The sequence below is a fragment of the Streptomyces sparsus genome (assembly GCF_054776295.1).
The window spans coordinates 13299-40029 of record NZ_BAAHCA010000005.1 but is presented as its reverse complement, the minus strand read 5'-3'; the positions used below and the strand labels follow the sequence as shown (position 1 = coordinate 40029).

The 26731-nt window shown below is 68.3% G+C and carries 22 protein-coding genes and 1 pseudogene; 13 read left to right on the top strand and 10 right to left on the bottom strand.

The annotated features are described in order from the left end of the window. Both ACYVE9_RS01235 and ACYVE9_RS01230 read right to left on the bottom strand, forming a co-directional pair. The coding region (locus ACYVE9_RS01235) for an alcohol dehydrogenase catalytic domain-containing protein (protein ID WP_461025786.1) at nucleotides 1–499 on the bottom strand (499 nt) is incomplete at its 3' end. Beyond that, a complete protein-coding gene (locus ACYVE9_RS01230) occupies nucleotides 496–1662 on the bottom strand; it encodes a mandelate racemase/muconate lactonizing enzyme family protein (protein WP_461025785.1) in 1167 nt (388 codons plus the stop codon). The genes ACYVE9_RS01230 and ACYVE9_RS01235, both read right to left, overlap by 4 nt. Before the next feature lie 261 nt (nucleotides 1663–1923). Between ACYVE9_RS01230 and ACYVE9_RS01225 the strand changes: the two genes are divergently transcribed. After that, nucleotides 1924–3108 carry a trypsin-like serine peptidase gene (locus tag ACYVE9_RS01225; protein ID WP_461025784.1) on the top strand — a complete coding sequence of 395 codons (1185 nt, stop codon included), beginning with the start codon at nucleotides 1924–1926 and terminating at the stop codon, nucleotides 3106–3108. 114 nt (nucleotides 3109–3222) lie between these two features. Further along, nucleotides 3223–4392, top strand: a complete 1170-nt coding sequence (locus ACYVE9_RS01220; RefSeq protein WP_461025783.1) for a trypsin-like serine peptidase — start codon at nucleotides 3223–3225, stop codon at nucleotides 4390–4392. An 82-nt stretch (nucleotides 4393–4474) separates the two neighbouring features. Here ACYVE9_RS01220 and panD read toward each other — a convergent pair whose 3' ends face one another. From panD to ACYVE9_RS01205, 3 genes are all read right to left on the bottom strand, one after another. Then, nucleotides 4475–4894, bottom strand: coding sequence for an aspartate 1-decarboxylase (panD, locus tag ACYVE9_RS01215; RefSeq protein WP_461025782.1), 420 nt, complete (start codon nucleotides 4892–4894; stop codon nucleotides 4475–4477). A gap of 461 nt (nucleotides 4895–5355) precedes the next feature. After that, on the bottom strand, nucleotides 5356–5904 hold the full coding sequence (locus ACYVE9_RS01210) for a hypothetical protein (protein ID WP_461025781.1): 549 nt from the start codon (nucleotides 5902–5904) through the stop codon (nucleotides 5356–5358). Then, entirely contained in the window at nucleotides 5901–6971 is a 1071-nt protein-coding gene (locus tag ACYVE9_RS01205; protein ID WP_461025780.1) for an AAA family ATPase, read from the bottom strand. The genes ACYVE9_RS01210 and ACYVE9_RS01205 overlap by 4 nt, the downstream gene beginning before the upstream one ends. Nucleotides 6972–7890: 919 nt before the next feature. Here ACYVE9_RS01205 and ACYVE9_RS01200 point away from each other — a divergent pair. The 6 genes from ACYVE9_RS01200 to ACYVE9_RS01175 are packed head-to-tail and all read left to right on the top strand — an operon-like array spanning nucleotide 7891 to nucleotide 17484. Next, a complete protein-coding gene (locus ACYVE9_RS01200) occupies nucleotides 7891–8412 on the top strand; it encodes a protein kinase domain-containing protein (protein WP_461025779.1) in 522 nt (173 codons plus the stop codon). Next, complete coding sequence (locus ACYVE9_RS01195; protein ID WP_461025778.1) at nucleotides 8409–10067, top strand: hypothetical protein; 1659 nt, start codon at nucleotides 8409–8411, stop codon at nucleotides 10065–10067. Before ACYVE9_RS01200 ends, ACYVE9_RS01195 begins: the two co-directional genes overlap by 4 nt. Further along, entirely contained in the window at nucleotides 10064–10678 is a 615-nt protein-coding gene (locus ACYVE9_RS01190) for a hypothetical protein (protein WP_461025777.1), read from the top strand. The genes ACYVE9_RS01195 and ACYVE9_RS01190 overlap by 4 nt, the downstream gene beginning before the upstream one ends. Next, nucleotides 10675–12771, top strand: a complete 2097-nt coding sequence (locus tag ACYVE9_RS01185) for an Hsp70 family protein (RefSeq protein ID WP_461025776.1) — start codon at nucleotides 10675–10677, stop codon at nucleotides 12769–12771. Before ACYVE9_RS01190 ends, ACYVE9_RS01185 begins: the two co-directional genes overlap by 4 nt. A gap of 2 nt (nucleotides 12772–12773) precedes the next feature. Continuing rightward, nucleotides 12774–15746, top strand: coding sequence for a GTPase (locus ACYVE9_RS01180; RefSeq protein WP_461025775.1), 2973 nt, complete (start codon nucleotides 12774–12776; stop codon nucleotides 15744–15746). After that, nucleotides 15739–17484: a GTPase gene (locus ACYVE9_RS01175; protein WP_461025774.1), complete on the top strand. Its 1746-nt coding sequence runs from the start codon at nucleotides 15739–15741 to the stop codon at nucleotides 17482–17484. The genes ACYVE9_RS01180 and ACYVE9_RS01175 overlap by 8 nt, the downstream gene beginning before the upstream one ends. Before the next feature lie 60 nt (nucleotides 17485–17544). Here the strand turns inward: ACYVE9_RS01175 and ACYVE9_RS01170 are convergent, their stop codons facing one another. Next, nucleotides 17545–17733 carry a DUF397 domain-containing protein gene (locus ACYVE9_RS01170; protein WP_461025773.1) on the bottom strand — a complete coding sequence of 63 codons (189 nt, stop codon included), beginning with the start codon at nucleotides 17731–17733 and terminating at the stop codon, nucleotides 17545–17547. Continuing rightward, nucleotides 17730–18581, bottom strand: coding sequence for a helix-turn-helix domain-containing protein (locus ACYVE9_RS01165; RefSeq protein ID WP_461025772.1), 852 nt, complete (start codon nucleotides 18579–18581; stop codon nucleotides 17730–17732). Before ACYVE9_RS01165 ends, ACYVE9_RS01170 begins: the two co-directional genes overlap by 4 nt. Nucleotides 18582–18747: 166 nt before the next feature. Here ACYVE9_RS01165 and ACYVE9_RS01160 point away from each other — a divergent pair, with 166 nt between their 5' ends. Next, nucleotides 18748–19227 carry an ATP-binding protein gene (locus tag ACYVE9_RS01160; protein WP_461025771.1) on the top strand — a complete coding sequence of 160 codons (480 nt, stop codon included), beginning with the start codon at nucleotides 18748–18750 and terminating at the stop codon, nucleotides 19225–19227. A gap of 205 nt (nucleotides 19228–19432) precedes the next feature. Then, entirely contained in the window at nucleotides 19433–20620 is a 1188-nt protein-coding gene (locus ACYVE9_RS01155; RefSeq protein WP_461025770.1) for a hypothetical protein, read from the top strand. 201 nt (nucleotides 20621–20821) lie between these two features. On the opposite strand, the gene ACYVE9_RS01150 is transcribed toward ACYVE9_RS01155, so the two are convergent. From ACYVE9_RS01150 to ACYVE9_RS01140, 3 genes are all read right to left on the bottom strand, one after another. Then, nucleotides 20822–21361 carry a hypothetical protein gene (locus ACYVE9_RS01150; RefSeq protein ID WP_461025769.1) on the bottom strand — a complete coding sequence of 180 codons (540 nt, stop codon included), beginning with the start codon at nucleotides 21359–21361 and terminating at the stop codon, nucleotides 20822–20824. Between the two features lie 62 nt (nucleotides 21362–21423). Continuing rightward, nucleotides 21424–22905, bottom strand: coding sequence for a hypothetical protein (locus ACYVE9_RS01145; RefSeq protein WP_461025768.1), 1482 nt, complete (start codon nucleotides 22903–22905; stop codon nucleotides 21424–21426). Nucleotides 22906–22923: 18 nt separating this feature from the next. Continuing rightward, nucleotides 22924–23412: a hypothetical protein gene (locus ACYVE9_RS01140; protein WP_461025787.1), complete on the bottom strand. Its 489-nt coding sequence runs from the start codon at nucleotides 23410–23412 to the stop codon at nucleotides 22924–22926. 192 nt (nucleotides 23413–23604) lie between these two features. On the opposite strand from ACYVE9_RS01140, the pseudogene ACYVE9_RS01135 reads away from it, so the two are divergent. The 3 genes and pseudogenes from ACYVE9_RS01135 to ACYVE9_RS01125 form a co-directional block, all read left to right on the top strand. Further along, nucleotides 23605–24156: pseudogene (locus ACYVE9_RS01135) on the top strand (AAA family ATPase); the annotation flags it as partial. Nucleotides 24157–24982: 826 nt separating this feature from the next. Beyond that, nucleotides 24983–26158: an AAA family ATPase gene (locus ACYVE9_RS01130; RefSeq protein WP_461025767.1), complete on the top strand. Its 1176-nt coding sequence runs from the start codon at nucleotides 24983–24985 to the stop codon at nucleotides 26156–26158. A 2-nt stretch (nucleotides 26159–26160) separates the two neighbouring features. Beyond that, nucleotides 26161–26643 carry a hypothetical protein gene (locus tag ACYVE9_RS01125; RefSeq protein ID WP_461025766.1) on the top strand — a complete coding sequence of 161 codons (483 nt, stop codon included), beginning with the start codon at nucleotides 26161–26163 and terminating at the stop codon, nucleotides 26641–26643. The last annotated feature ends 88 nt before the right edge of the window (nucleotides 26644–26731 follow it).

Sequence of the window (26731 nt, the reverse complement as noted above, 5' to 3'; positions counted from 1 at the left end):
GCCGCACCTCGGCCTTCAGCGCGGCGGCCTCCACGCAGGCGGCCGGTTCCAGCAGGGCCGCCGCCGTCAGGTCGGCGTCGTCGGGCAGCGGGTGGAGCAGCCGGGCCGGAAGCGTCAGCGTGGTCGCCATGGCTCCGGGCTCGGTGAACCCGGTCTCCGCGTATCCGGCGGTGCACAGGGTGGTGTCGCCGGCGTGGCAGCGTGCGCAGACCTGGCAGTTGCGGAAGCCCTCGCCGACCGTCCTGCGGCCGACCAGCGTCCCGGGCACGCCGTCACCGACCGCGACCACCGTGCCCGACCACTCGTGGCCCGGGGTGACGGGGTAACGGACGTACCCGTCGGGGCGGTTGCCCTGCCACACCTCGCGGTCGCTGCCGCAGACGCCCACCGCGTGCACCCGCACCTGCGCCTCGCCGGGACCGGGCGGACGCGGCGTGTGGGTGACCAGCCGCAGGGAGCCGGGCGCGTCGAGCACCACGGCGTGCCCGCTCGGCGTCATGCCCTGCCTCCGGTGGGGTCCCGCTTCTCCCAGCCCTCTGCCCACAGGTCGAACCGGGCCTGGCGCTGCGGGAACTCGGCCGCCGCGTCGGTGTCCAGCTCGACGCCGAGACCGGGGGCGTGCGAGATCTCGAAGCAGCCGGTCTCCGGGTCCACCTGCGGGGCACCCTTCACGACCTTCTTGATCTCCGCGTCGGCGAAGTCGTTGAAGTGCTCCAGGATCTTGAAGTTGGGCGTGGTGAAGCCGACCTGCAGGGAGGCCGCGGTGAGCACCGGGCCGCCCACGTTGTGCGGGGCGACGAGCACGTAGTGCGTCTCGGCCGTGGCGGCGAGCTTGCGGGTCTCCGCGATGCCGCCGATGTGGCCCACGTCGGGCTGGATGATGTCGGCGGCCTGGCTCTCGAAGAGTTCGCGGAACTCGATCCGGTCGTGGATGCGTTCGCCGGTGGCGACCGGCATGTCGACCTTCTCGGCGACCTTCTTCAGCGCCTTCAGGTTCTCCGGCGGGACGGGCTCCTCCAGCCAGGCCGGGTGGAAGGGCGCCATGTCCTTGGCGAGCCGCACGGCGGTGGCGGGGGCGAACCGGCCGTGCATCTCCAGCATCAGTTCGGTCTCGGGGCCGATGGCGTCGCGTACGGCTTCGATCAGCGAGACGGCGTAGCGGGTCTGCTCGTGATCGAGTTCGAGCTGGCCGGTGCCGAACGGGTCGATCTTGAGCGCCCGGTAGCCTCGCGCGACGACCTCGCGGGCCGCCTTGTGGTAGGCCTCCGGGGTGCGCTCGGTGGTGTACCAGCCGTTGGCGTACGCCTTGACGCGGTCCGTGACCTTGCCGCCGAGCAACTGCCACACGGGCACGCCGAGGGCCTTGCCCTTGATGTCCCAGCAGGCCGTCTCGATGACGGCGATACCGGACATGACGATCTCCCCGGCCCGCCCGTAGTCGCCGTACTTCATCCGGCGGACCAGGTCCTCGGTGGCGAACGGGTCCGAGCCGACGATGTGGTTGGCGGACGCCTCCTTCAGGTAACCGACGAGGGCGTCGGTGTGGCCGAGCATCCGGGTCTCGCCGACGCCGGTGATCCCTTCGTCGGTGTGGACCTGGACATAGGTCAGGTTCCGCCACGGCGTGCCGACCACATGCGTGCTGATTCCGGTGATGCGCACGACACCCACTCCCAGTTTGTTCGGTATATCGACCCGCGTTCGAAATGCTGTCGTGACAGTAGAGACGCCGACAGGAACGTGTCAATGGGCAGTGCCGTCCCGGTCGGCCGTCGGAAGCGGCGCCTCCCGTACGAGCGCGGGGAACCGCGGACCCGCTCCTGGCCGTCGTAGCGACCACCGGCATAGTTGTCATGCACCTCCCTCGGGTGAGGTGCGTGGCAGGCCCACACGCAAGGTGATCCACTCAGGGGGAGTTCTTCCATGCCATCGAAGCCCATACCGGGCGGGCGCCGCCCGGCGCTGGCCGCGGCCGCGGTGATCGCGGCGCTCGCGGTGACCGCCACCGCCTGTGGTCCCGGCGAGGACGACGCGAAGCCGGGCGCCTCCGCGACCGCCGAGGCGGGCAAGCAGGACCTGACGCTTCCGGAGAACGTCCCCACCTCCCTGGAGGACCTCAAGAAGTGGAAGGAAGGCGAGTGGGACAACTGGAACCCCGAGGGCTGGCTCGGTGAGGCGAAGGACTTCGTCAACCCGGTCATCGAGGACCTGTGGGACCCGGACCGCATGGGCGACGCGGAGGAGCCGAACCGCGAGATCGACGAGGGCGAACTCGACGAGGACACCGGCGGCGACACCGGCGAGGACGAGGGCGTGACGGACCCGGCGCCGGCGAAGGTGGACGCCGTCCCCGTCCAGCAGCCGTACACCCGCAGCGCCGCCGCGCACGGCAAGGTGTTCATGGACACCCCGCGCGGCCAGATGGTCTGCTCGGCGACCGTCGTCCAGGACCCGGGCAACCCGGGCGCCTCCAACCTGGTGGCCACCGCCGGCCACTGCGTGCACGGCGGCAAGGGCAAGGGCTGGTTCCGCAACGTCGTCTTCGTGCCGGGCTACAACCACAAGGGCCTGCCCGCCGCGCAGTTGGAGACGGCACCCGAGTCCGACGTACTGCCGCACGGCGTGTGGTGGGCGGACAAGGCCGGCACCACCGACCACTGGCGCAGCACCGGCGAGGAGCGCGGCGGCAAGGGCGCCCAGCAGGACTTCGCCGTACTGAAGGTGCGCCCCGAAGGTGGCGGCGGCAGGTCGCTGGAGCAGACCGTCGGCACCGCCGTGAAGATCAACTTCAGCACTCCGGCGGTCGGCTCCATGAACGACCTGACCGCTCGTGGCTACCCGGCCGCCGAGCCGTTCGACGGCAGCCGCATGTTCGGCTGCACCGACAACCCCGGACGGCTCACCCTCGACGCGAACCAGCCGACCATGTACCGGATCGGCTGCACCATGACGGGCGGCTCGTCCGGCGGCGGCTGGCTGGCCCGGAACGCCGGCGGCGAGGAGGAGCTCTTCTCCGTCACGTCCATCGGTCCCCTCACCTCGGACTGGCTGGCCGGTCCGCGACTGGGTGCGGACGCCAGGGCTGTCTTCGACGGCATCAGCAAGTAGCGTCGAACCAGTGGGCCGGGTGTCGTCACCGGCACCCGGCCCACCGGTCGTGCCGTCGCGTGACGGCCGGGTACCCGCCCCACGTCCGCTCGTCCCTCCCGGGAGTCCCCACCGATGCTCTCCCCTCGCATCCGCCGAGTGCTCGCCGCCGGAACCGCCGGCGTGCTCCTGACCCTGGCCTCCGCGTGCACCCCGGCAGGCAGCGAAGCGGACGCCCCGGCGCCACCGCGAGCGGGGTCGAGCACCGATCTCGACGGTGTTCTGCCGAGCGACCTGCCCGAGTCCCTGAAGGACCTCGAGAAGTGGAAGGACGGCGGCTGGGAACGCTGGGACAAGGAGACCTGGCTGCGCGAGGCGGCCGACTTCGTCAACCCGCACGTGAAGGACCTGTGGAACCCGGACCGGATGCGGGAGGCCGAGGAGAGCCGCCCCGAGGTCACCGACGAGGACCTGGCCGCGGCGTCCACCCGCAGCGACCCCGAGCCGCAGGCCGTGCGGGCCGAGCGGGTACGCACCCCCTACCACCGCAACGCGGCGCCGGTCGGCAAGGTCTTCTTCGACACTCCCCGCGGGCCGATGGTGTGCTCCGGCACGGTCGTGCAGGACCCCCGCAACCCCGGCAGGTCCGACCTGGTCGCCACAGCCGGACACTGCGTGCACGGCGGGCGCAGCGAGGGCTGGTTCCGGAACATCATGTTCGTGCCCTCGTACAACGACGAGGGCCGCCCCGCCGACCGGATGAGCGACGCTCCGCCGTCCGAGATCGCCCCCTACGGCATCTACTGGGCGCAGTGGGCGCAGACCACCTCGTACTGGATCGAGCGCGGTGACCCCGCGAACGGGGCCGAGGGCGCGGCACAGGACTTCGCCGTGCTGCGCGTCCAGGCGGAGGACGGCGACGGTCAGAGCCTGGAGGAGACCGTCGGCAACGCACTGAAGATCAACTTCGAGGGCCCGGACGCGGACCGGCTGGAGGCGCTCAGTTCCTACGGCTACCCGGCCGCGCCGCCCTTCGACGGCGCGCTGATGCACACCTGCACCGACCGTCCCGGCCGCCTCGTCGTCGACCCGTCGCAGCCAGCCATGTACCGCATCGGCTGCACCATGACCGGCGGCACGTCCGGCGGCGGCATGTACATCGCCGGCGCCCGGGGCAAGGCGGAACTCGTCTCCGTCAACGCCATCGGTCCGCAGCCCGCCACCTGGCTCGCCGGACCGTATCTCGGTGACGACGCCGAAGCCGTCTTCGACACCGTGAGCAAGCAGCACGCCGGCCGCGGCTGACCCGGCCCCGCCCCGCACGTGTGAGGCGGGGGGGTCCCGCAGGGCCGGGCCGGCGCAGGGCCTCAGCGACCCGGCGAACGGCTCAGCGGGCCTGGGCCATCGGGCTGCGCTCGGTACGGCTGCCGGGAACCGGGGCGGAGGCGTCGTCGCCGAGTTCCACGATGCGGTTGTCCCCGTCGACGTGCACCACGGACGGCCGGAAACTGCGCGCCTCGGCGTCCGGCAGCTGGGCGTAGCTGATGAGGATGACCAGGTCACCGGGGTGCACCAGGTGCGCGGCGGCACCGTTGATGCCGATCACGCCCGTGCCCCGACGCCCCTCGATCACGTACGTCTCCAGCCGGGCGCCGTTGGTCACGTCCACGATGTGCACCAGCTCACCGGGCAGCAGATCGGCCGCGTCCATCAGGTCGGCGTCGATCGTCACCGACCCGACGTAGTCCAGGTCGGCCTCGGTGACCGTGGCCCGGTGGATCTTGGACTTGAACATGGTGCGCATCATGTCGAACTCCCGGAAGGTCGGCTCCCTGCCTGCCTCTGCAGGTCAAGGGCGGTCTTGGCAGCGTACAACGATTCGCGTGTCCGGTCAGCTGCCACCATGTGTTCCAAGGCTCACGCTGACGCGTTGCCGGCATCCTGATACGCCCTCAGGCAATGCCGGACTGCCCCGGAGCTCCAATCCGATCATCGGCGCGTGGCGGGGGTGCGAGTGCGGCCTCGGCAACCGCTTCGAGGCGCTCACCGGTACGCATCGTGTCGCCCGCCCCGCCCGGCGTGGTGCCGAAGAGGAACGGGCGGAGCGCGTCGTCGCCGCCCACCTCGCCTCCCCGGCCGACAAGTGGTAGCCCGCTCCTTAACGACCCCCGGTACACCCGGGTCGCGCCGAACGAGACGGAGCAGGCGTTCGCGCTGTGATGCGCGTGCCTGGAGGAGCTGAGGCGGTGTCCCGGCGGCAGTCGCTCGTCACGGCGAGGGCTCGCCGGCCGTCGTCCCGGCAGTCTCGTCGTGCCGCAACTCGGGCTGATCCGGACGCCCCCGGAAGGCGGCGCCCTTGTCGGTTCGCGATTCGACGCGCTCCACGATGCGGTCGATGACCCGCCGGGGGTCCTTCCATTTCAGCGCCAACCGGTCGTGGTCCATCCCGTGTTCGGAGACAATGTCCCGCAGTTGTTCGAGGTCGAGTCCGCCCAGGCGCGAGCGGAGTCCCGCCTCGCCGTCCTCGGTGAACACCGCGAACGGGTCGATCACTCCCGCGGCTCGCCTGCCGCGCCTGGGGCGTTCGGCCGGCCGGGACTCGGCCTGCGGATCGGGAGGTGTCAGTGCCTTGCCAAGAGCCCGGGCGAAGCGTGTCGTGCGCGCGGCTTCGGACGCCACCACGGCGAGGACACGCGCGAGCGTTGCTGCGAGTTCCGGGTCGGACGCGCCGAGCTTGGTCAGGGCTTCTCCGGCTTCCCCCAGCTGGGCGTTCAGGGGACCGCTGCCTTCGGGCCGCTTGCCGCTCCGCTCGGTCACGCCTTCTCCTCGACCACTTCGATGAACTCCTCCGTCATGGCACGGAAAGCGTCGAATCCGCCTTGGTACCCGTACTTCTGCCGCAGAGTACCGCGACCGACGAACTCGGCCGAACCGGCGATGTCGTTCTTCTCGGGGATGAAGGTCGGCAGCACGGCGGGGAGCTTCTTGTCGCCCTGAAGCCCCCTCACGGTGTTCCTGTGGACCGTCGAGTTCGCCTTGTACTTCGTGATGACGATCCCGATCTCGTTGATGGTCTCCCCCAGGCTGTCCGCGAAGGCCCGCACCCGCCGCTGGATTTGAGGGATGCCGTAGGTGGACAGGACGTCGGGAATGGTCGGAATGATGTACCCCTCCGAGATCCGCAGACCGTTGAGCGTGACGATGCCGAGATTGGGCGGGCAGTCGACGAGGACGTAGTCGTAGTCGTCGACGATCTTCCGGATCGCCTTGCGCAGCAGATCGGTGGGGTTGTTGGAGTAGAAACGGCCACTCGGCATGGACGCCAGGCGGTCCTGGACATCGATGAGGTCCAGGGACGACGGCAGGAGGTCCACGTGCGTCACCGCGTCCACCGAGGAGACGTTGCGCTGGAGCGTCTTCTCCAGGGAGAACCCCGTCGGCTCACCTTCGGGCCGGAGGGCGTCCTTGAACAGGGTCGCCAGGGTGTGCCCCTCGTCGTTGAGTTCTTCCCACCTCTTCTCCCCGATCAGCACCGTGGTCAGGTTGGTCTGCGGGTCGAGGTCGACCACCAGGACCCGCTTGCCGAACTCCGCGGAGAGGAACTCCGCGAGTCCGGCCGTGGTGGTGGTCTTCCCGACGCCGCCCTTCAGATTGATGGTCGAGATGACATGAGCCTTGGGAGCCACGTGCTTCTTCCTCCGTTTGAGGTAGCGCCGAATCTGACTCGCCCGGAAGACCGGACCACTTCGCAGATCCGCGACGGGAGCGGGGAAGTTTCCGTCACGGGCGCGCCAGTTGGCTACGGTCGTCCGGCCGGCCCCCGCCATCTCCGCCACTTCGAACAGCCCGACGAGTTCGTCCTCCGCCTCGGGCGTGCCTTCCATGACGCCTCCCCGTGAACGGCCTTCACGTTCTGCCCGTCAAGCGTGAAGGGTGTTCACAGACATCGTCAATGCCAACGCCGTCTCTCAGGTGCAGAGTTGCACTCCCACGCCCCCTCGAGCGCGGGTTTGCGCCGTCTCTGGCGCCCAGGTGGCGCGGTTCGCAGCGCTACGTGGTCGCGGGCATGGCAACGAGGAGCGGGCCGCGCCCGAACTTGGCGGCGGCGTCGCAAGACGTCGACGTGAGCACGGACACGGATCTGGCATTTGGTGGTAGCCGGGTCGGTACCCGCGCGCCAACGCGTCGAGGGCACCGTCAGCAAGAAGGTGCGAGTCGATGACCTCTCACCCGTCCCGCGCCCCCAGCCCGGCCAGGCGTGCCCCGCCGTCCACCCCGCGCGGGGTGGATCACGTATCCCTGGGGGTCGACGTACCGGCCCAGCAGCGCCCGCACCACGTCGCCGCGGGAGAAGACGGTACCGGTTGCGGATTTTCCCGGCCCCGTGCAACCTTTTCCGCATTCGGGGTGTCACTGTCTGCATGCATCGCCGCGCCCAGGACTGGCAACCCCAGCACCGCCAGTTCTTCACGAAGCCGCTCGCTCGACCTCATCGGACCCCAGTTCGCCCACCCGCTCCACGACCAGGGATGTCGACACGGCACCATCGACCACCCCGCCCTCTCCGACGGCTCGCCGCTACACCTCGGTCACTCCCACCGATGACACTCCGAGGCGTGATGCGTTGACATCGTCAACATACGAAAGAGCGATCACGATCGACTAATCCGTGTACAGTAAAGGACGCCGCACCTCAGCTCTGCCACGATGAGCGACGCGGCAACGCCCGCAGGGGCACGTTCCGTTTCCTTACCCTCGCGCACAGTGGCGGGAACGAGACGGCAGAGGACGAGGGGAGCGGCAGTGAGTCAGGAACTGCTGGACGGCAGGTTCCGCATCGGGCACGTCATCGGCAGGGGCAACATGGGTGAGGTTCACCGGGCCGAGGATCTGCGGGCAGCCGAGGGAAGTTCCGAACGCACGGTCGCCGTCAAGACCATCCTGCGCCGCCGCACGGGCACCCGATTCGACACGAGCGCCGACCCCAAGGCGGCCGAACGCTTCGCCCGCGAGGTGCGCATCATGCGCCGCCTCGACGACGCAAACCTCACACGGATCGTCGCCGACGGGGTCGCCGAGGACCAGGACGGTCTGCCCTACCTCGCGATGGAGTTCCTGGACGGCGAGACGCTGCGCGACGTCGTCTCCGAGGAACGGCAGCTCCCCGTCACCTGGACCGCCGCCGTCGGCGCCCAGATCGCGTCCGGCCTCGCCGCCGCGCACGCCGCCGACGCCGTCCACCGCGACCCCAAGCCCGCCAGCTACACCTCCACGCTCACCCCGCCACCCGGCCACGGCCCCCGGCACGAAGGAGCAGGGGAGTGACAAGTCCGCCGTCGGCCGGCGGGGCGGGGCAGCCGGTTTCAGGGCCACGGGCCGAGGCGGTCGCACGGGAGCGGGAGCGGCTGAGGGCGCTCAGGGAACGCCGCGACGCCCAGAGTGCGGACTCGGGTGTCGACGGGTTCACCGTACGCAGGTGGCGGAAAGTAGGGGTATTCGGAGGCCAGGCAGTCCTGCAGGCCCACGCTCTACTCCAACAACTCGCGTCCCTCGCACAGGACGCGACGCACGATGCCCTGGCCGACGCCCTCCGCAACGAACCGGACGACCGGCTGCTACCTGCTGTGCGGTCCGTCCTCGAACGAGCCGACCCAGCAACGGTTGCCTCGGCACTTACGGCGGTCTACGGGGGCGGCTTCCTATGGCTGACCGAGGTCGGGCAGCAACGACTCACCGCCTTGACGGCAGGCGGCGACACGATCGCCGCCTCCGGGAGCGAAGACCTTTCCGGAGCCTTCGCCCTCCTCTCGGCGCTCGCGACGGATGGTACGGCCGCTTTCCCGCCTCGGATGCTGCCGCGTGTGCTTCCCTGGATACCGCTGAGCGTCCTCGACGACCTCATCGACGCCGGAGCGGTCGGCCCCGAGCATCAGCCCTGGCAGTACCGGGGCGACGAGCGGGAGCACTCATACGTCAAAGCGCGGCTGGTTCCCGATCAAGTAACCGCTGAGCAGGCGACTGCGCTGGAATGGTCGGCCCGGCAGCGGCGGAACGCATTTCTCGCCGGAGGCGAGCCGCTGCCCCCGGTCGGCGACGTCTACGACCTCTTGGAGCGAGTTGCCGACGGTGACGCTTCGGTGGTGAAGGAGCTCGAGAGGAAGTTGCCCCGCCATCTGGTACTCCGGCTGCGCCGGCTTCTGGACGGGGTCGATGTCGGCAACTGGGACCGGGACATATGGGAGGACAGGGGGTTGTGGCGGCTCATCTTCTCTCTGTGGGAACCCAAGGCAGCCGTGAACCCGTCGCGGTCGCCCATGCACGCCCTCATGGCCCTGCGCCAGGCCTACGACCTGCTGTGCCTGAACGACCACGCCCGTGCGTCGTCCCAGATAGACAAGCTGATGTCGTTCGAGACCGCTGACCCGGCCTACCGGGCCGAGGTTCTCAACTTCCATGCCTACACGCTGCTACTCCGGGAGGAACTGGACGCGGCGGTCGTCGCCCTGAAGGGGATCGGTGGATCGCACGAGCTGGCCGTGTCCAACCTCCGTATCGTCGAGCAGCGTCGCATGGTGCCCCGTAACGACAGACCGGCAGCGTCCAACCCCTATCTGGATCTCGGGCTGCCGCACGGCGCGCCGAGCTGGGAGACCCGGTATCGGGACCTCCGTCGGGAGCATGTGCACGATGTGGACGTGAGCGCGCGACTCAACAGCGCGATGAAACGCATCAGAGACGCCGAACGCGACGAGAACTCGTCCGGCTTCTTCGTGCTACCGCTCGACGCGGACGTGTTCGAGCTTCCGGACGAGGTGCCAGTCACGCTGGTCCCGCCCCTGGCTCGGCTGACCAGGCGAACGACTCCTCGCTCTCCCGAAGGCCTCGGGCTCGTGCGACAGCGGGCGGTGGCGGATCTGCTGCCCCACCTGCTCAACACCCCCCGGCGCCCCGATCGCAACTCAAGGATGCACACACAGTGACTAAGGTGCCCCGCAGCCAGCGGAAGACCACAGCGGCCCCGAAGCGGGTTGTCTCCAAGGGAAACAACGGCCTCAAACGTCGTCGGGAGAAGCGACAGGCGGCAGCAGATGTCCCCAAGGGCTCCCCGCGCACCTACCGCCCCGAGGAACTACTCAGCCCTCACATGCTGCTCTCCCGTTTCACCGAGCAGGCGACCGACCTCCTGACCGCTGTCTCGGAGGAGGGACGCCCCACGCAAGCCGCCGTGACTGCTGCCTTACGCAACGCCGTTCTGGAGGCGTTCCGCTCTCGGGAGGAGTACGTGGCCCGGATGGTCGAGGTCGATCTGCTCGCCGGCGCGCCCAACCAGAGTGCCAGTTCGCTTCGGAAGGGCATCCGTACCGCCTTGCTGGACCAGGGAGTGCGGTGCGTGGACCAGCCTGACGGCGAACGTGAGCTCTTCGTGGTGGTGGAAGGCGACGGGGAGGTGTTCGAGGTGCTGCGCCCGGCCTACGTGGACCAGGCCACCGGCAAACTGGTGCTCTCTGGGCAACTGCGCCGCATGCCCGGGCCCGGCCGAGGCAACCACACTGCCGGGGACGGCGAGGCGACGAACGGGGAGAGCGTGTGACCGCCACCGGGATCGATTTCGGCACCACCAACTCCGTGGTGGCCCAGTGGCTGGGAAACGACGCTGACGTGCTGCTGCTGGACGCCCATCACATTGACGCCGACTGGCGCCATCCCGGCTTCGAGTACCTCTTCCCGTCGGTGGTGGGAATGAGTTCGCTGCGTCGGGGGGCATTGTTCGGCTGGGAGGCCAAACTCCGCTCTGAAGAGGCGGCCGAGGCCTGCAAGAGACTTCTCAAGAGCGACGAGTACGTCACGATCCACGGCCGCAGGTTCGCGGCCACGACGGTGGCCGCTGGTGTCTTCGAGGCGATGCGGAAGGGTGCGGAACACAATCTCACCGCCATTGACCGGGCGGTGATCACCGTGCCCGCCAACGCCACGGGTGCCGCGCGCTATCGCACACGCGCCGCCGCGCAGTTCGCGGGCATCGACGTCCTGGCGCTACTCAACGAACCGACGGCAGCCGCGATCTCGTACGTGCACGAGCTACAAGAGGCCCGCACCATCCTGGTCTTCGACTGGGGTGGCGGCACGATCGACGTCACCGTGCTCGACTACCAGGACGGGTTCTTCGAGGAGCTCGCGTCACGGGGTGTGACCGAGCTGGGCGGCCTGGAGATCGACCGTCGTCTGCGTGACCTCGTCCTCGAACGGGCTCCGGTGCGATCGGCCTGGACGCCCGCGCAGGAGCGGCAGTTCGGGCTGGACGTGGAGCGCAGCAAGATCCGTCTGTCCTCCGATGACTTCGTCACCGTCAGGACTCCGGACGGTGACACCGTCGAGGTGTGGCAGGAGGAACTGGAGGACGCCATCATCGACCTCGTGGATCGCGCCCTCGCACCGGTTCAGCAGTGCCTCACTGACCTGCATATGGCACCTCTGGACGTGGACGCGGTGCTGATGATTGGCGGCACCAGTCAGATCCCGAGCGTCCGGATGGCGGTCGCCGAGGTCATGCAGCAGCAGCCCGTCGAGGTCGGCGTGTGCGATCCCATGACGGCGGTCGCCCGCGGCGCCTCCATTGCGGCAGCTGTGTTGTCGGGAGAGGCCGACGGCGTGATCCAGGTGGCGACAAGCCATGCCCTGGGGACCGTCGTCACAGACGACACTGGCCAGCGGAAGTTCAGTCAGATCATTCCCCGCAACTCACCGCTGCCGTGGAAGGAGCGCAAGAACTACACGCCGCGCCGTGACAACGCCCGCACTCTCGCCGTGGAGATCTGGGAGGGTGACCCGGAGCGGCCCCTGGATCACCCGGACAATGTGCAGTTGACAGATCTCCGGCTCACCTACCGGGACCCTCGGGCTCGTGAGGACTCCCGATTCTTGCTGGAGTACACGTACGACACGAACGGGCTTCTGCACGTCAAGGCGACCCTTGAACGTACGGGCGAGGAAGTGCTGAACGAGGAGATCAAGAGTTTCAGCTCTGGTGGCCCGACGCCGGCGGTGCGGAAGGAACTTGAGGATCTACTCACTGGCAACGTGGGCAGCAGGCCACTGCCGACACAAGTACAGAGACGAGCCACGGGTTCAGCGCCTGCGGCGCTCGTGGTAGACGGTTCCAACCTGGCGTGGATCGGCAGGTCGCCGCGGCAACCTGGTGTGTACAGCAGCGACGACCGACCGTCTTTCACCCAACTGCTCTCCGCTCTCGACGCCCTGACCTCGCGATACCCAGACGTCGTGCTCCACGTGGTTGTCGACGCCACTTTCAGGCACAAGGTTGCGGCGGAAGAACGTGCGGCAGTGGATTCGGCACTCAGCAAAGGCGACCTCATCCAGCCTCCGGCCGGAACCGAGGGCAAGGGCGATGCGCTTGTCACTGCAATCGCCGAGGACACCGGCGGAACCGTTGTCACCAACGACAACTATGTCGAGTTGCAGAACAGATATCCCTGGTTGCGGGACAAGAAACGAGTCCTCGGGGTCACCTTGTCGCAAGATATGTGGGTTTTCACACCGCGCACCTGCGTACCGCCTCGCCACCGGATCGTAAAAGCGGAGGTGCCTCAGCAGTCCCGAGCCTTGATTCCCCCGAGCCCCGGCCCGCTCCCCGAGTTCAGATACCACCGGCCCCACGAGGAGTAGTGGTGAATAACACGGCAGTGAATGACACGGTGAGTCTCAAAGCCGAGGTGTTGGCCCTCCTACTCGAGCCATTGGGTGTCGACGCCGTGGCCGGGGCGGCCGCACTCGAGCGGCTCGCCAAGGACGTGGAGGCGGTTGCCCAAGCGTGTGGGTGTGCCGATCTGCCACCGTCCGGGACTACTCTTCTGTGGATATCCGACACCGTGGCGGCGTGCGTCGAGGAACAGGAACTGGTCCGTTTGGCAACGGCTCAGGGCAGGGTTCTGACACTGAGCGAGGCAAGAGTCCTTCGAGAGTTGATGCGGCTCGAAGGACTACGGTCTCATCTCCAGGCACTTGGGGGTGTGCCGGTGGAAGCACTTCGAGTGAACCTCGCGGCTGTGTCGATCGCGGAACGGGTGCTGCCTGAAGTCCTTGAGCCATGTCGTCGCGCGGATCAGGAATGGCCCAAGGAGATCTGGCGTTCGGTCCGTGAGATCGATGTCGCACGCGCCCTGACTGACCTGAACCGTCGCCGAAGATCCCGGCAGGCAGCAGACGCACGTGAGCTCGTGCTCAGGCACAGTGTCTCAGCGGCTCGGGATCTGCAGAACCGGGATCTTGTCACGCGGCTTGAGAAGGTGCAGGACTTCGTCGACGCGGAGCAGTCGTACAAGGCGACCCTGTCCGGGCGACCGGAGTGGTGGCGCTGGCTCGGGCCGGACGCGCAGTCCGGGTTCAGATCGGATCGGCGTGATGCCCTGCTCTGGGCCCTCGAGTCTCGCGACACCGGTGCTATTTCGGGGATCACTCTGGAATTGCTCGCGGTCGACAACGTGCGGACAGTGATTGAGCATGGGCTCGCGTCCGTGCTCGTGAGCACGGCCGCGTCCCTGGACCCGCCTGCCACGAGTTCGGCCGCACGGCTCGTGGCGGGGCTTCCGGTGGTCGCCTCTCGGACCGACATCAGTCAGCTGCGAGCTCTTGAGTTCTGGTACACGGAAAATGTCGAGTTGTTCGACCGCGTGGCAGTGGCCATGGACGTGCGGCGAATCGAACCGAAGCTCCGCGAGACCCTTGAGGCCCTGGTCGGCCAGCTCGCGCTTCCGTCCGGTGCGGTGGACGCGAGTCGCTCGGCCTACCGCGACATCCAGTCCACCCTCCGGGCCGAGGTCGAGGCACGTCTTCAGCGAACGTCGTACTCCGTGCACGCAATCGAGAGCGGGGATCTCGTCGAGGCCATCAGTCACATTGGGGCGCTCGAACGCGAACTACGCAGCGCCGTCCGGGCAATGCCCCTGGTGAGAGGCAGACTGCTCGTGGCCGTCGCCGGAAGAACGAAGTCCGGAAAGACCACGCTCCGCAAAGCCCTGACCCGCGATGCGGATCGGACCGGGATCGGGCGAGGGGCGCACCGCACCACGCGGAATACCTCAGCGTTTGAGAACGGCTCCGTGACCTACCTCGATACGCCCGGGGTCGCGGCGAAGGACGATGACCTCGACGCCCAACGCGCCCGGGCCGCGTGCGATATCGCTGACGCGGTGATATGGAACTACGCCGACACGCTTCGCGACGAGGAGTCCGCCGAACTCCAGAAACTCCTCCTCTCAGGGAAACCTCTGCTCGCTGTCGTCAACGTGAAGGAACGAGTCGACACAGCTGACCGTCTTCAACTCTTCGCCCAGCGACCAGAAAGGGCGTTCGCGTCGACGTCAAGTCACGCCGTCCGGATCGAGCAGGTCGCCAGAGCGGTCGGAGTCGCACCACCAGTCACCCTCGCGGTCCACTCTGGGGCCGCGCACGAAGCGTTGTCCACGGCAAATCGCGAACTGGGAGACCGAGCCCTCCTGGCGAGCAGGTTGCCCGAGTTGGAGCAGTCACTCGCCCAGCTCCTGGCCGAGCGCGCCATTCCGCTACGTGCCGTTCGGCTGGCCGAAGGTGTGCGGGCGCCGCTCGCCGCCTTTCACGACCGGGCCGTCGAGGTACTTCCTCAAATCGGTCTCACGCTCGGCGAACTCGAACAATCAGCGGCGAGTGAACGGATCGCTTTGCTCGAAGCATTCCGGATCGCGGGCCAAAACACGCGCGACCGACTTGAAGCCGAGCGTCACCGTGCCCAAGAGCAGTTGCCGGACGTAATCCGGGACCTGGGCGGCGTGAACCACGCGCAGCGATGGAACGAATTCATCACCGGTCTGAAGTTGGAGGGACTTTTCTTCAGTCTCAAGTGTGAGTTCGAGCAGGAGACGGGAAAACGGGGGAGGGTCCTCCGCGCGCGGGCGAACGCCCCGGAGCGCCAGGACGACACGTGCCCGCGTGTCCAGCCCCGTCCTGATGTGAAGGTCGTGAGCCGGGGCACGGCGGCGGCTGCTGCCAAGGGAGCGACGACAGCCCTCCTGGGCTCCATTGTCGCCAAGAGGATCCCCAAGAAGCTCGCGGTCCCGCCTCGCGCGACGACGGCGGTCCACGTGGCGGAGACCCTGGCCGGAGCGGCGAAAGCGGTGAGCAGCGAGGTTGACCGCGCGCGGCAGGCTAAGGACGAGTGGACCAACGCAACCATGGCCTCGTCCGAGGCCAGCCTCAATAAGCTGTTCGACTGGCTCGAAGCGCGGTTGGCGCAAATCATCGATGCCGCGACGGCTCAAGTCGATGCCCAGTCCGAAGCGCTGTCCGTGGACATCAGCAGCACGCGGGAGCGGTTTGAGCAGCTCCGTCGGCTGCTGCCGGCCGTGCGAGCCGCCCTCGATGCGATCGACCTCGTCCTTGTGCGCCGGCTCCAGACCCTTGCGGGCGGGGACCCGGCAGTGATCCGTCTGGCACGCCGAACGCCGGGAGTCGAATTTCGTGTCTGGACCGACGCGTCCCGCGTTGTGGAAGTGCGAGCGTGTCTACAGGACCACTGCGTGAATGTCCTCACCGAGCGGATGGAGATCTGCCCGGATTCTGGGAGCCTCGGCCCCCGCGGAACAGCCGAAGGGAACGCGGATGACTGACGGCATTGCGATTGACGCGCCGGAGAGCGACGGGGGTCTGAGCGCCCTCGTACCCGCGCTGATCGCACGGGCTGAGAGTGCCCTCAACGCCCACTCTCGCACTCGGATCCTGGTAGCGAGCCTACCCCAGGCTGACACGAGTCCCCTACGGATCGCGCTCCTGGGCCCTTACAGCGCCGGAAAGTCGATGCTCATCGCGGCACTGCTCCGGCTCCCGCCAGCCGATGTAGAGGAACTCGTCGACGCGGCACCCAAGACGCACGAGGCGACGCCGCACCCGTGGAACGGCGTGACGCTGGTCGACCTGCCCGGGACCCTGTCTGGCAACGACGCGCATTCTGATACGGCGCGGCGTGGTGTGCGTGGTGCGGACGCGCTGATGATCGTGACTACGAGCGAACTACCGGGCGAAGCGGAGACGAGGGCGATTCTGCAGGCGCTCGATGCCGACGGGTACGCTGACCGTAGTGTGGTAGTCGTCAACAAGATGAACGCCGAGAACAGTGATCGCCACGTCATCCTCGACGAGATTCGCAAGCGACTCGGCCCCTTCGCCGACCGTGTACCGATCGTCCTGACCGACGCCCGCGACTACGTCGACGCGAACAATGACTCTGAACTCTCCGCCGATCAGCGTGACCTACTTGTCGCGGAGAGTGGTATTGATGCTCTTACAGTTGAGTTGCGGAGAATCATCACACCTGGTGTCGGCGGTATCCGGCCCAAGGCGCAGGCATTCGAACTCCTGCGGGTCCTAGCGGACGCCGAACGGACGTGGGTACTGGACGGCGAGGACCTCAGTGCCGCGGAGACCGCGAAGAATGCCGAGGAAACGATCTCCCGGGCGAAGGAAAGTGTCCTGCACACCCTGGAGAGGGAGGGCGATGTCGTCGCTTCCAAGATCAGAACCGCAGGCGACAGGACCGCTGCCAGCGTCTCGGATAGGGATGGCATCGTCCCTGTCGACGTCGCTCGTGCCGTCAGCGAGGAACTGGTGAGCGCCAGCACCGCCTTCGACGCCAAGTTCTCCTCCTCGATGAGGACGGCGTTCGACGCCCTGGTGGCCGAGTACCGAACCGGTGTGCCTGAGCCTGAAGCCTGGGTGACCGTGCTCGACTTACCCGAGGCGACGATCGACGCACCCCCGGATAACGCGTCACCGTTTGAACGTGCGGTGAGGGAAGCGGCGGAGAAAGCCGCGAAGGCGGGCGGCAGAAAGGTGCACGAGTGGATCGGGAAGGTTGCAGCCGACGGTAGCGCGTCGGGAAACGCGGCCTCCGATATCGCAGCCTGGCTCAACAAGAGGCGAGTGGGCCAAAAGGTTCTCGACGCCGGCGGGAAGATCACCAACGGCGTGGGCAGGTACAAGCCGTGGGGCAAGGGCAAGGCGGCCAACAAGGTCGCCAGTACGGCCGGCAAGGTGCAGTGGGTACTGGCGGTCATGGGGCCGTTGATGGATTTGAAATGTGTCGCGCAGGACCAAGGCAAGTGGATGACGATCAAGAAGCACCGGAAGATGATCAGAGACCACTTCGATCAAGAAGCAAGCAGACAGCGGACCAGTCTCACGGACGCCGGCAGGCAGCACCTAAGCGAGTGGATCGCCGAGGTGGAACAGTCGCTCAGCGGTCTCACGAAGCAGGGCACGGAGATTTGCGCTGAGCGGGAGACAGCACTTGAGGAAATCAAGAGCCTCCGCGACGAGGCCGCGAAGCTTGTCAGGCCTGCCGCCGACTGACGCCGCAGGGCCGGAGTCCCGGCGGTGGACGACCCACGCGACCGTCGGGACGAACGCCGCTCAGGCTCCCGCCGCGAAAAACCCCACGAACCGTGTCCACTCCTCGCGCGCAACCGCGAAGGGGGCGCGCGCCACGTCCTTGGAGTCCCGCACGTGTACGGCCTGCTCGGTGACGGCGACCTCCACGCAGCTGTCACCCTGGGTGCCGCTGTAGCTGGACTTGAACCAGGCGAGTTCCGTCGTGCTCATAGCTCTCCTCGGAGTCGCTCCAGCAGGCCCCGCGAGTCTTGGGGGTTCAGGGCCTGCGAGCGCAGTGTGTCATAGCACTGGTAGAGGAGGCTCACCTCTTTCGCGTCGGAGATCAGGCGACCGTTCTGCTGCCCTTCGGAGTAGGCAAGCCGTCGTCGTTCCGGTGTCTCCAGGAGCTGCACGGGGCCGTCCAGGCAGGCATGGAACTCGGCCTTCATCGGCATGACCTGGAGCGTCACGTTCCGAGGCATGGTCAGTGCCAGCACGTGGTCGAGCAGCCCCCGCGTCACCTCACGCCCACCAAGCTCACGCCGGAACAAGTGCTCCTCGACGATGAAGCTGAACGGCACGTTCGGCCGCTCTCGCAGCGTCTTCTGACGCTCCAGCCTGGCGACGACCTGAGCCTCCAACTGCTCGTCCGACAGTGGCGGAATGCTGTTGTCGAACACCACCCGCGCGTATCCCTCCGACTGCAACAGCCCCGGCACCAGCCGACACTCGTAAGTGCACAGGCTCACCGCGACCTTCTCCAGGCGGGCCCACCGCCGGAACCAAGCCGCCAGCCCCGCCTCTCCCCGGGTCAGGTGACCGGCCGCCTTCCGCAGCGCCCCCGTGTTCCCCAGCGCCTCCTCCGCCCGCTCCACGAACGACTCGTCGGGCATGCGGCGCCCCAACTCCACGGATTCCACGGTGTGCTTGGAGAACCTGACTCGTGCCCCGAAGTCCACGCGGCTGAGTCCGGCGTGCTCGCGCAGGGCCTGGACGACGGCGCCGAAGGTCCGCAGACTGTCGGAAGGGTCGGGTTCGCGCTCCCAGTCGCACGCCGTCACGTCACTGCTGTCCGTCATACGCGGCCACCTCCAGGTGCGTACGTCCTCTGCGGCATCCCCGCGATCGACTCACCCACAGTGACGGCAGGTTCGCCGTACTGTCCACAAAACGTGCCCGTACACTGACGCAGCGTACGGGCCGCACTCCTGGATCACGCCCCCGCACGCCTGCCACGGTTTCCCCATGAACGCCCCCACGCCGCAGATCCGCGCTACCGTACGCACGTTCGCGCAGCAGCTCTCCTCCACCCGTCGCGGTGCCCGCCTCGCCCGGCTCCTGGCCGTGGAACGGCTGGCAGCGTGGGAGGTGTCACCGCAGGTCATCGAGCGGGCCGAACACGTCGTCGCGGAGCTGGCCGCCAACGCGGCGCTGCACGGTCGGGTCCAGGGCCGCGACTTCCTGCTGGCGCTGACGCTGGACGAGGCAGCCGGCAACCTGCGCGTCGCGGTGAGCGACACGCGGGGCGAGCGTCGTCCCGCGATGCCCCGGGAGAGCGGCCCGGAGGACGAGTCGGGCCGCGGCCTGCTCCTGGTCGACGCGCTGGCCGACCGCTGGGGCACGGACCCCCGTCCGCCCTCCGGCAAGACCGTCTGGGCGGAGTTCGGCCAGCCCAACGAGGTGTCGAAGGCACTTTCCGGCCAATCCGGTGAGCAATGCCGTTGAGGACTGCCCAACGCTTTGAGTGACGGCATGCGGTCGTCCTACGCTCCGACAACGGATCACGGCGCCCTGCCGCACCACGAGTACTCGACAGGAGTGTCCCTTGCCTTTCCCACCCGGTGACATCGTCGCCGCCTTCGGCAGGCACCTGCACTTCAAGAGTCTCGAACAGGCTCTGTGCGAACGCCATCCCGAGCTGGCCGACCGGGTGCACTTCGACGACGCGAACCGTCTGATGCATCTGAAGGTCACGTTGACCGGCAAGCAGTCGGTCGCTCTCGCGCAGGTACGTATGGGGCACACGATCGTCTGGGCGGTAGTGGATCCGGTGCTGAACAGTGATCCGTCGGTCTGGCCGCCGGACACGCCCGACGAAGTGCTCGTCGACGCCCTGCACGCCGTGGCGTCCTCGCACCTGACCGGGGTACCGGTTGCCTCACCGTGGCGCTGGAAGGAGAGCGAGCCGTCCGACGTCACCGAGCTGGCCGACATCCTGGACGCACGCGGTGTGCGAGTGCGGCGCGTGGCGGCAGGCAACGGCTATCTCCCGTACGGCCCTCGCCTCTCGCCGAAACTCGACATCGTGCGCGAACGCGACGGCAGCTTCGTCGAGGCCGAGTTCCCCGACGCGTTGGTACGCGTCTCAGTCAAGCTCGCCCTCGGCTGGCTGGTGGATGTGTACCTCGCGGAACTCGGGGCTTGGGGTCGTGTCGATCTGGCCTGGCACCTGTGGCGCAGCACACGGCCCGCGCCGGGCGTACCTCGTGCGGACGCGTCGGTCGCGGACATCGCCGACGTGCTCGGCAAGGGCCTGGAGACCTGGAAGTTGGAGGTGTCCGCGCCGTACGAGCCGACCGGGCACGGAAGACCGGATTCCACCGAGCGCCGGTCGGATTGGCAGGAGGCCCTTTTCCCACATGAGCCCGCTCTGCCCGAGTGGCCGGCGGACGTCGACACCGATCTCGGCCAGCTCGCCGACGTTCCCGCGCCGAGGGCACCGCGGCACCCGGTCGGCACTCGGCACATCACAGACACGGTTCTTGAGCAGCTGACGGCCCTCGGTTTCGGAGACCTCGAAGAGGGGGATGCCGATCAGCCCATCCGGTCGGAGGCATTCCACATCGAATGGCACAACCGGTCCACCAAATTGTCCACTTCGGAGGTCCAGCGGCTGAACGGACTGGCTGCGGCGGCCGGTGAGGACGCGCCCAAGCGGCTCATCGTGATCACGACAGCCGGTATCAGTCGCCCGGCAGCAGCCTTCACCGACACTGCCAAGGCGTTCGTCTTCTTCGTCGACCGCACAACGGACAAGCTGATGGCGCTGAACTCACGCTCCCACGAAGCGCTTCTGCCTCGTGGGAACCCGGCCGAACATCAGTTGGAACCGTGGTAGGCCTCGTGCCTGACCATCGCGTCGCGGGGTGCAGGAAGGCTGCCGACCAGCGGTAGCCCGGCGCCCTTGAAGCTCTCACGGACAGCCCACGCCCAGCCTGTCGTGCCGGACCTGGCCGTGTCCGCAGTGAGGGCCAAGTAGGCCAGCAGGACATCCGTGATGCCGAGAGTATGAGCGTCCGCTGGCACGCGCCCGGCGGCGCTACTGGCCCACGCCGCCACTCGACCTGACGTAGATCCTCGTGCTGCCCGGTTCGAAATCGTGGGCGTAGATGGTGACGCAGCTACGCAGGTGCTTGCCCTCCGGGGTGTCTGTGTCCTCGGGACAGAGAGCGGTGCGCACCAGGTTCGAGCTGATCGTCTCCGGCTCCGTGAGCGCCAGGTGCGTGAACGGGGCATCCCCCTTGTAGGCGTCGTGCTTCGGAGCGATGTTGGCAACCATCTTGGTGCCTTCGGGCACCATCCGGGAGAGGTAGTCGTCCGCGGTGTCCTCGGGCAGGGTGAAGGCCAGGATTCCGGTGTCGTAGCGCGAATTGCTCTTCACCCCGGCCTTCCGGTCCGTGGCCTCCTCCGGGATTCTGATGCCGATCCGGTCGCTGAGGCCGACGGGAGTGACACCCTCCTCCCAGCAGCACTTCCTGTCCTTGGCCGCCGTCTCGGAGAGGGTGCGATCAGTGAGCAGGGCCACGGCTGCGATCCCCCCGGCCACGGCCGCGAACGCCACGCCAAGGACGATGATCATCCTGTACACGCTCGCCGGTCGGCGCTTCCCCTTCGGTGCCGGAGTTGCCGTGGTCCCTCGGCTCAACGCTTTGTCCTCTCCCTGCCCGGGTCCTGCCTCGTGCCTTCGCGGCCGGGATCGTCCGGCGCGGGCAGCGGGTCGCTGCTCGACGTCTCAGAGCCGAGATCGTAGTGCTTCGCGGAACTGCTGCCCTGCATGTCGAATTCCTGGGCCAGACCGGTGGTGTGCAGCCGCCCGGGCTGGCCGTCCGGAATGCTGAGCGGGCCGATGCCGACGCCCTTCCCCTCGTCCCAGTTGTAGCGGTCCCAGGCGTTGACCTGATAGTCGAGGCCGACTTTCGGCTCACCGTCGACCCCCGGCGCGACGGTCACCACGCCGGTGACGTTCGTACGAGTGGAGCCGATCGCGTAGAACCAGTTCTCCTGCGTGTCCTGGGAGAAGCTGTAGTCGCTGTTGCCGGTCTCCACGGAGAAGGTGACGGGTCGGCCGCCGTTACGCCGGAACTCCTCCAGCGCCTGTTCCCGCCACCCGTCCTGCTTCTCACGGATCGCCAGCTCGGCGTGGATACGGAGTCCCTCGTCGTCGTGCAGCATCTTGTCCACGGGTAGGTCCAACGGCTCCCCCGTGTTCTCGAGGTAGTGCTGCATGTGCCGGGAGGCGTCGTTCAGACCCTTCCAGTCCGAGCCCGAGGCGAGCATCCTCATCTTGTCCTTGGTCATGAGCTCGGTGAAGGTGGGCTTCTCCACCCCATACTGCCCCGAGCCCCGGTCAGGCGCGATCTGCTTGACCGTGGGACTGAGCAGTCCGGCTGCCAGCAGATCCTCCTTGCGCGCCTTCCACAGCTCGGCACGCGCTTCCGGACTCAGCGACTGCCAGAGCCGCCGCAGCTCGGCCCGCTGCCCGCCGTTCGCATCCTCACCGAGCGAGGCGAGCTTCATCGCACGCGGCAGCTGGTCCTCATCGAGCGAGGTGTACGACGCGTGGCCGGCGTTGTGCGGATCACCGCCGTGGGACTTGCGCAGGGCGCGGGTGACCGCGGCGTCTACCTCGGCAGCGTGGGAGACCAGACCGGTGAGGGTGTCGGCGTACCACTGCATCCTGTCCTTGGTGCGCTGCGAGGTTCCCTCCACGTCGCACACCGCCTCCATGACCTTCACCGTCCCGTTCCCGCCGTCCGTCACGAGCAGGCCGGGGTCAGGGTCGAGAGATCTGCCCGGGTCGCCCTTCCGCGCCTCGTCAGTCAGGGTCTTCGCCCTCTTCTGGATCTGTGAAAGCTCCGTGTGGGCGTCCGCGAGTACCGCGTGGATGCTCTGGGCCTCCTTGTGCAAGTCACCGAACTCCTTGGCGGTCTTGCGCACGAAGTCCCTGGTCACAGAAGCGTTGACGCCCTTCCAACGGGCCGCTTCGGACTTCTTCAGCAGACCGTCCCTGGCGTCGGTCTGAAGCGTGGCGAGATTCCCGGCCATCGTCTTCCAGTCGGTGACTGCATTGCCCAGCCTGCCGAGGTCCAGGGCGATGAGGTCGGAGTAGGTGAAAGCGCCCATGGATGTAACACCGCCCCGTCAGCGCACGTAGGTGGAGATCTCGGAGGCCGGCACGGCGCTCCCGTCCCGGCGGCGGAAGGAAGCCGCGATCGCCGCGTCCTCGTTGGCGTGCAGCTTCTTCGAGTAGTCCAGGTGGTTCGAGATGTGGGCGCACATCTGCAGAACGGTCTTCACCTGTGCGTTCCACACCGACAGCGTGGTGTAGAGCTCGCCGCCCATGGCCAGGTTGCGGTCGGCGAGTTCCCTGGCCGCCCGCGCGGTGGAGCCCACTCCGTTCCGGTCGGCGCCCGCACCCGCGATGTCCGCCTTCTTGTGCAGCTCGCCGTGGAGCAGGAAGGCCTCGTGGCCGACCGCCCCGAGATCGTCCTGCGTGACCACCAGGTCCTTGTCGCTCTCGCCGCCAGCGTTGCTGCCGGGTCCCGGCTCCAGCTGATTGAGCCTCGTCCCCTCGGACTGGCGCTGCCGGGCCTCCGAGACCAGCTGGGCCCACTCGTCGCCGAACGTCATCGTCTCCCCCGTTCCGGTCACCGACTGCCGGGCAACGTTAGCAACAGCGCCGGACATGCACACAGTTACCGGCTTGGAGCCACCGCCGAGGCCCAACGCCGCCAGCCCCTGGTCCAACGGCGACTTCCCGCTCGCGCGCAGCACACCGATCAGCGAAGGCATCTCCGACGTGCGTACACAAATTCGAATCACATGAGTTTTACAACTACGTTGACAGTGCTAACACGTCTTTGCCATGCTCACTCCCGGAACATGACGCCTCATCAGTCCGCACCACGCTCCCGCGTCGCGCCCGGCACCAAGGAACCGAACATGAGCCACCAGTCCCCCGAGCCCTCTCCCGACACCGCAGGCTCGCTTCGCGAGCTCCTTCTCAGCCGCCTCACCGACCCCGGTCTGAGGCCTGAAGTGCGGGACCTGTTGATCGAACTGCTACCGGAGGAGGTCGGGAGCAGCGGGGGGCGGGCCGGTCCCGTCCAGCTCCGTTCCATCACCGCGGCCGGCTGGCGCGGTATCGGGCCCCGAGCCACGCTCGACCTGCCGCCGGGGCCCGGCCTCGTAGTCGTCGCCGGGCCGAACGGGTCCGGCAAGTCGAGCTTCGCTGAGGCCGCCGAAACCGCGATCACGAGGCGCAACTCCCGCTGGGAGGGGCGGCGAGCCGGTGACTGGCAGAAGGGCTGGCGCAACCTCCACAGTCCCGATGTCACTCCCGAGGTCTGCGTTGAACTGACGGTGGGAGAGGAGGCCGAAGCCGTCACCGTGCGGCGGACCTGGCACGGAACCGAGCTGGACGAAGCACGGACGCGGGTCGAGGCGCAGGACGGCTCGGAGCGGAAGTTGGAGGAGGTCCTCGATGGCGGGGCGCTGGAGCTGGCCAGGCCGTTCCTGCCGTACAGCGAGCTCGGCTCGATGATCAACGGAACGCTCGGCAACCTGCACGACGCCTTCTTCAGGCTCCTCGGGCTTGAACTGCTCGCCGAGTTCGACGCCCGGGTCAAGGACGCCGTGAGCGAATACGACAAGGCGGCCAAGGCGGGGAAGGCCCTCACCGCGAAGCTCCTCGACCACCTCTCCGAAAGCGACGACCCCAAGGCTCGTGAAGCCGCCTCGGCACTGTCCGGCACCACGCCGGATCTCGAGCGGGTGCGGGCACTGCTGGAAAGCCGTTCGCCGGCGGCCGAGGCCGAACTCTCAAGGCTCCGGCTGTACGCGAGCCTGGTCGGGCCGGACCTGCGGGAAGTCGACGGAGCCGTCGCGCGGCTGCGGGAGGCAGCCGCCGACGCCGAGGAAGCCCGGTACGGCAGCACCGAGGACTCACGCCGTCTGGCCCGGTTGCTGGATGCGGCACTGGACCACCAGGCTCGTTCCGGGAACACGGACTGCCCGGTCTGCGGCAGTGAGAACCGGCTTGACCGGGCGTGGGCTGTTCAGGCACGGGCCGACGTGGAGCGGCTCCAGGCGGAGGCGGTCGCTGCCGAAGCCGCCCGGAAGGCCGTGGCGACCACCCTGCGAGCGGTCCACGACCTCGTACAGCCGGTTCCGGTGTGGCTGCGACGAGGACACCCCGCTTGTGCGGGTCTGGCAGGAGTGGGCGCTGTGCCGGGACATCACTCACCCGCGGGAACTGGCGGACCGGGCCGAGCGCGCGGCGGCGGTCCTGGACGAAGCGTGTCGCCAGGTGCGGGAGGACCACACCAGGCGGCTCTCCGACCACAACGAGGCGTGGCAGCCGGTGGCCGTGCGGCTCGCCGAGTGGCTGGGCGTGGCGGAGGCCGCCGAGGCGGCCCGCGCCCGCCTCCCGCATGCGCGGAAGGCCCGCGCGTGGTTGCGACCGATCATCGACGAGCTGCGCAACGAACGGCTGCGGCCGTTCGCCCTGCGGTCCCAGGAGGTGTGGCAGCTGCTGTGCGAGCACAGCAGCGTGAGCCTCGGGTCGGTCACTCTCGCGGGGACTCCCGGGCGGGGCAAGGTGGTTCTCGATGTCTCCGTGGACGATATGGCTGCCCCGGCGTACAGCGTGATGAGCCAGGGGGAGCTGCACTCCCTCGCACTCTCCCTGTTCCTGCCGCGCGCGACCCACGCGGAAAGCCCGTTCGGGTTCCTCGTCATCGACGACCCGGTGCAGTCGATGGATCCCGAGAAGGTCGAAGGACTGGCCCGGGTGCTCGACGCCTGCGCCCGTGACCGGCAGGTGATCGTGTTCACCCACGACACCCGACTCGCGCAGGCCGTCGACCACCTCGGCATCCGGGCGACCGTCCTGCACATCACGCGCGGCACCGACTCCGCGGTCGGCGTCGAGACCGCGAACGACCCCGTGAAGCAGGCCCTGGCGGAAGCCCGGGCCATCTCCCTGGACGCGGGTGTACCGCAGGACGTTGCCGATCACGTGCTGCCCGCGATGTGCCGCAGGGCCGTGGAGGCGGTCTGCCTGGAGATCACGCGCCGCAGGCTGCGGGACGAGGACGGGCTCGGCATCCGCGAGGTGGAGGAGCGGGTCAGCTCGCTGGACCGCACCAAGACGTACGTGGCGCTCGCCCTGCTGGGCGACGAGCGGCAGCACCCCCGTGAGGCCGTCGAACGGATCTGCCCCGGCGGCTGGGCGCTGATCACGACGTTCAACTCCGGCGCGCACACGCCCCTTCCGACCGTCGACAGCCGGAAGGACCTCGTGCGCCGCACGAAGGACCTCGTCACGGCCATCCGGCGGAGCGCAGGCGTCCAGGGTGCCGGAGGTGTCCGGTGAGCGTGTCCCCCGAGACCCTCCTGACCGCCGCGGACCGCCTGCTGTCTCCCGGCCCCGGAACGACCAGCGCGCTGACGCCCGGTCTGCGCGCCCGCGCCGCCGCCGTGCTGCTCCGCATGGCACTCGACCAGGCCCTGGACGCCTACTGGCGCGGCGTCACCCCGTCCATGACGCGGGTGGGCAAGCACCGCATGCTCTGCCTGGAGTGGTACGCGGGCCACGACACCGCCCGCAGGTGCCGTACCACCTGGTCAGCGTTGAGCGCGGCCTGCCACCACCGGACCGGTGAGCTGCCGCCCTCCCCCGCCGAGATCCGCACCCGTCTGCTGGAGGTCACCGGCCTTCTGCCGGCCCTGTGGCCCGGTACCGGCACGCCCCCGGTCATGCCGACGCGGGTGCCTGAACAGGCGCGTCCCGCGCCGGTCGCAGGATCAGGGGCTTCGCGCTCCGGCTGGACGGGAGAAAGGGGTGGCTCAGCGCGCTGAACTCACGCGTCGCGGAGGCCCTACCGCCATGCGACGATCCGCGCGAACAGCAGCCGTTCCCCGGCGGAGCAGGCGTCCGCCAGGGGCC

Excerpts from the sequence above, each read along its gene's own strand:
- ACYVE9_RS01160 (WP_461025771.1), top strand. The coding sequence starts at position 18,748 with ATGAACGCCCCCACGCCGCAGATCCGCGCTACCGTACGCACGTTCGCG.
- ACYVE9_RS01205 (WP_461025780.1), bottom strand. The coding sequence starts at position 6,971 with ATGGAAGGCACGCCCGAGGCGGAGGACGAACTCGTCGGGCTGTTCGAA.
- ACYVE9_RS01140 (WP_461025787.1), bottom strand. The coding sequence starts at position 23,412 with ATGACGTTCGGCGACGAGTGGGCCCAGCTGGTCTCGGAGGCCCGGCAG.
- ACYVE9_RS01220 (WP_461025783.1), top strand. The coding sequence starts at position 3,223 with ATGCTCTCCCCTCGCATCCGCCGAGTGCTCGCCGCCGGAACCGCCGGC.
- ACYVE9_RS01165 (WP_461025772.1), bottom strand. The coding sequence starts at position 18,581 with ATGACGGACAGCAGTGACGTGACGGCGTGCGACTGGGAGCGCGAACCC.
- ACYVE9_RS01170 (WP_461025773.1), bottom strand. The coding sequence starts at position 17,733 with ATGAGCACGACGGAACTCGCCTGGTTCAAGTCCAGCTACAGCGGCACC.
- ACYVE9_RS01175 (WP_461025774.1), top strand. The coding sequence starts at position 15,739 with ATGACTGACGGCATTGCGATTGACGCGCCGGAGAGCGACGGGGGTCTG.
- ACYVE9_RS01145 (WP_461025768.1), bottom strand. The coding sequence starts at position 22,905 with ATGGGCGCTTTCACCTACTCCGACCTCATCGCCCTGGACCTCGGCAGG.
- ACYVE9_RS01150 (WP_461025769.1), bottom strand. The coding sequence starts at position 21,361 with ATGATCATCGTCCTTGGCGTGGCGTTCGCGGCCGTGGCCGGGGGGATC.
- panD (WP_461025782.1), bottom strand. The coding sequence starts at position 4,894 with ATGATGCGCACCATGTTCAAGTCCAAGATCCACCGGGCCACGGTCACC.
- ACYVE9_RS01225 (WP_461025784.1), top strand. The coding sequence starts at position 1,924 with ATGCCATCGAAGCCCATACCGGGCGGGCGCCGCCCGGCGCTGGCCGCG.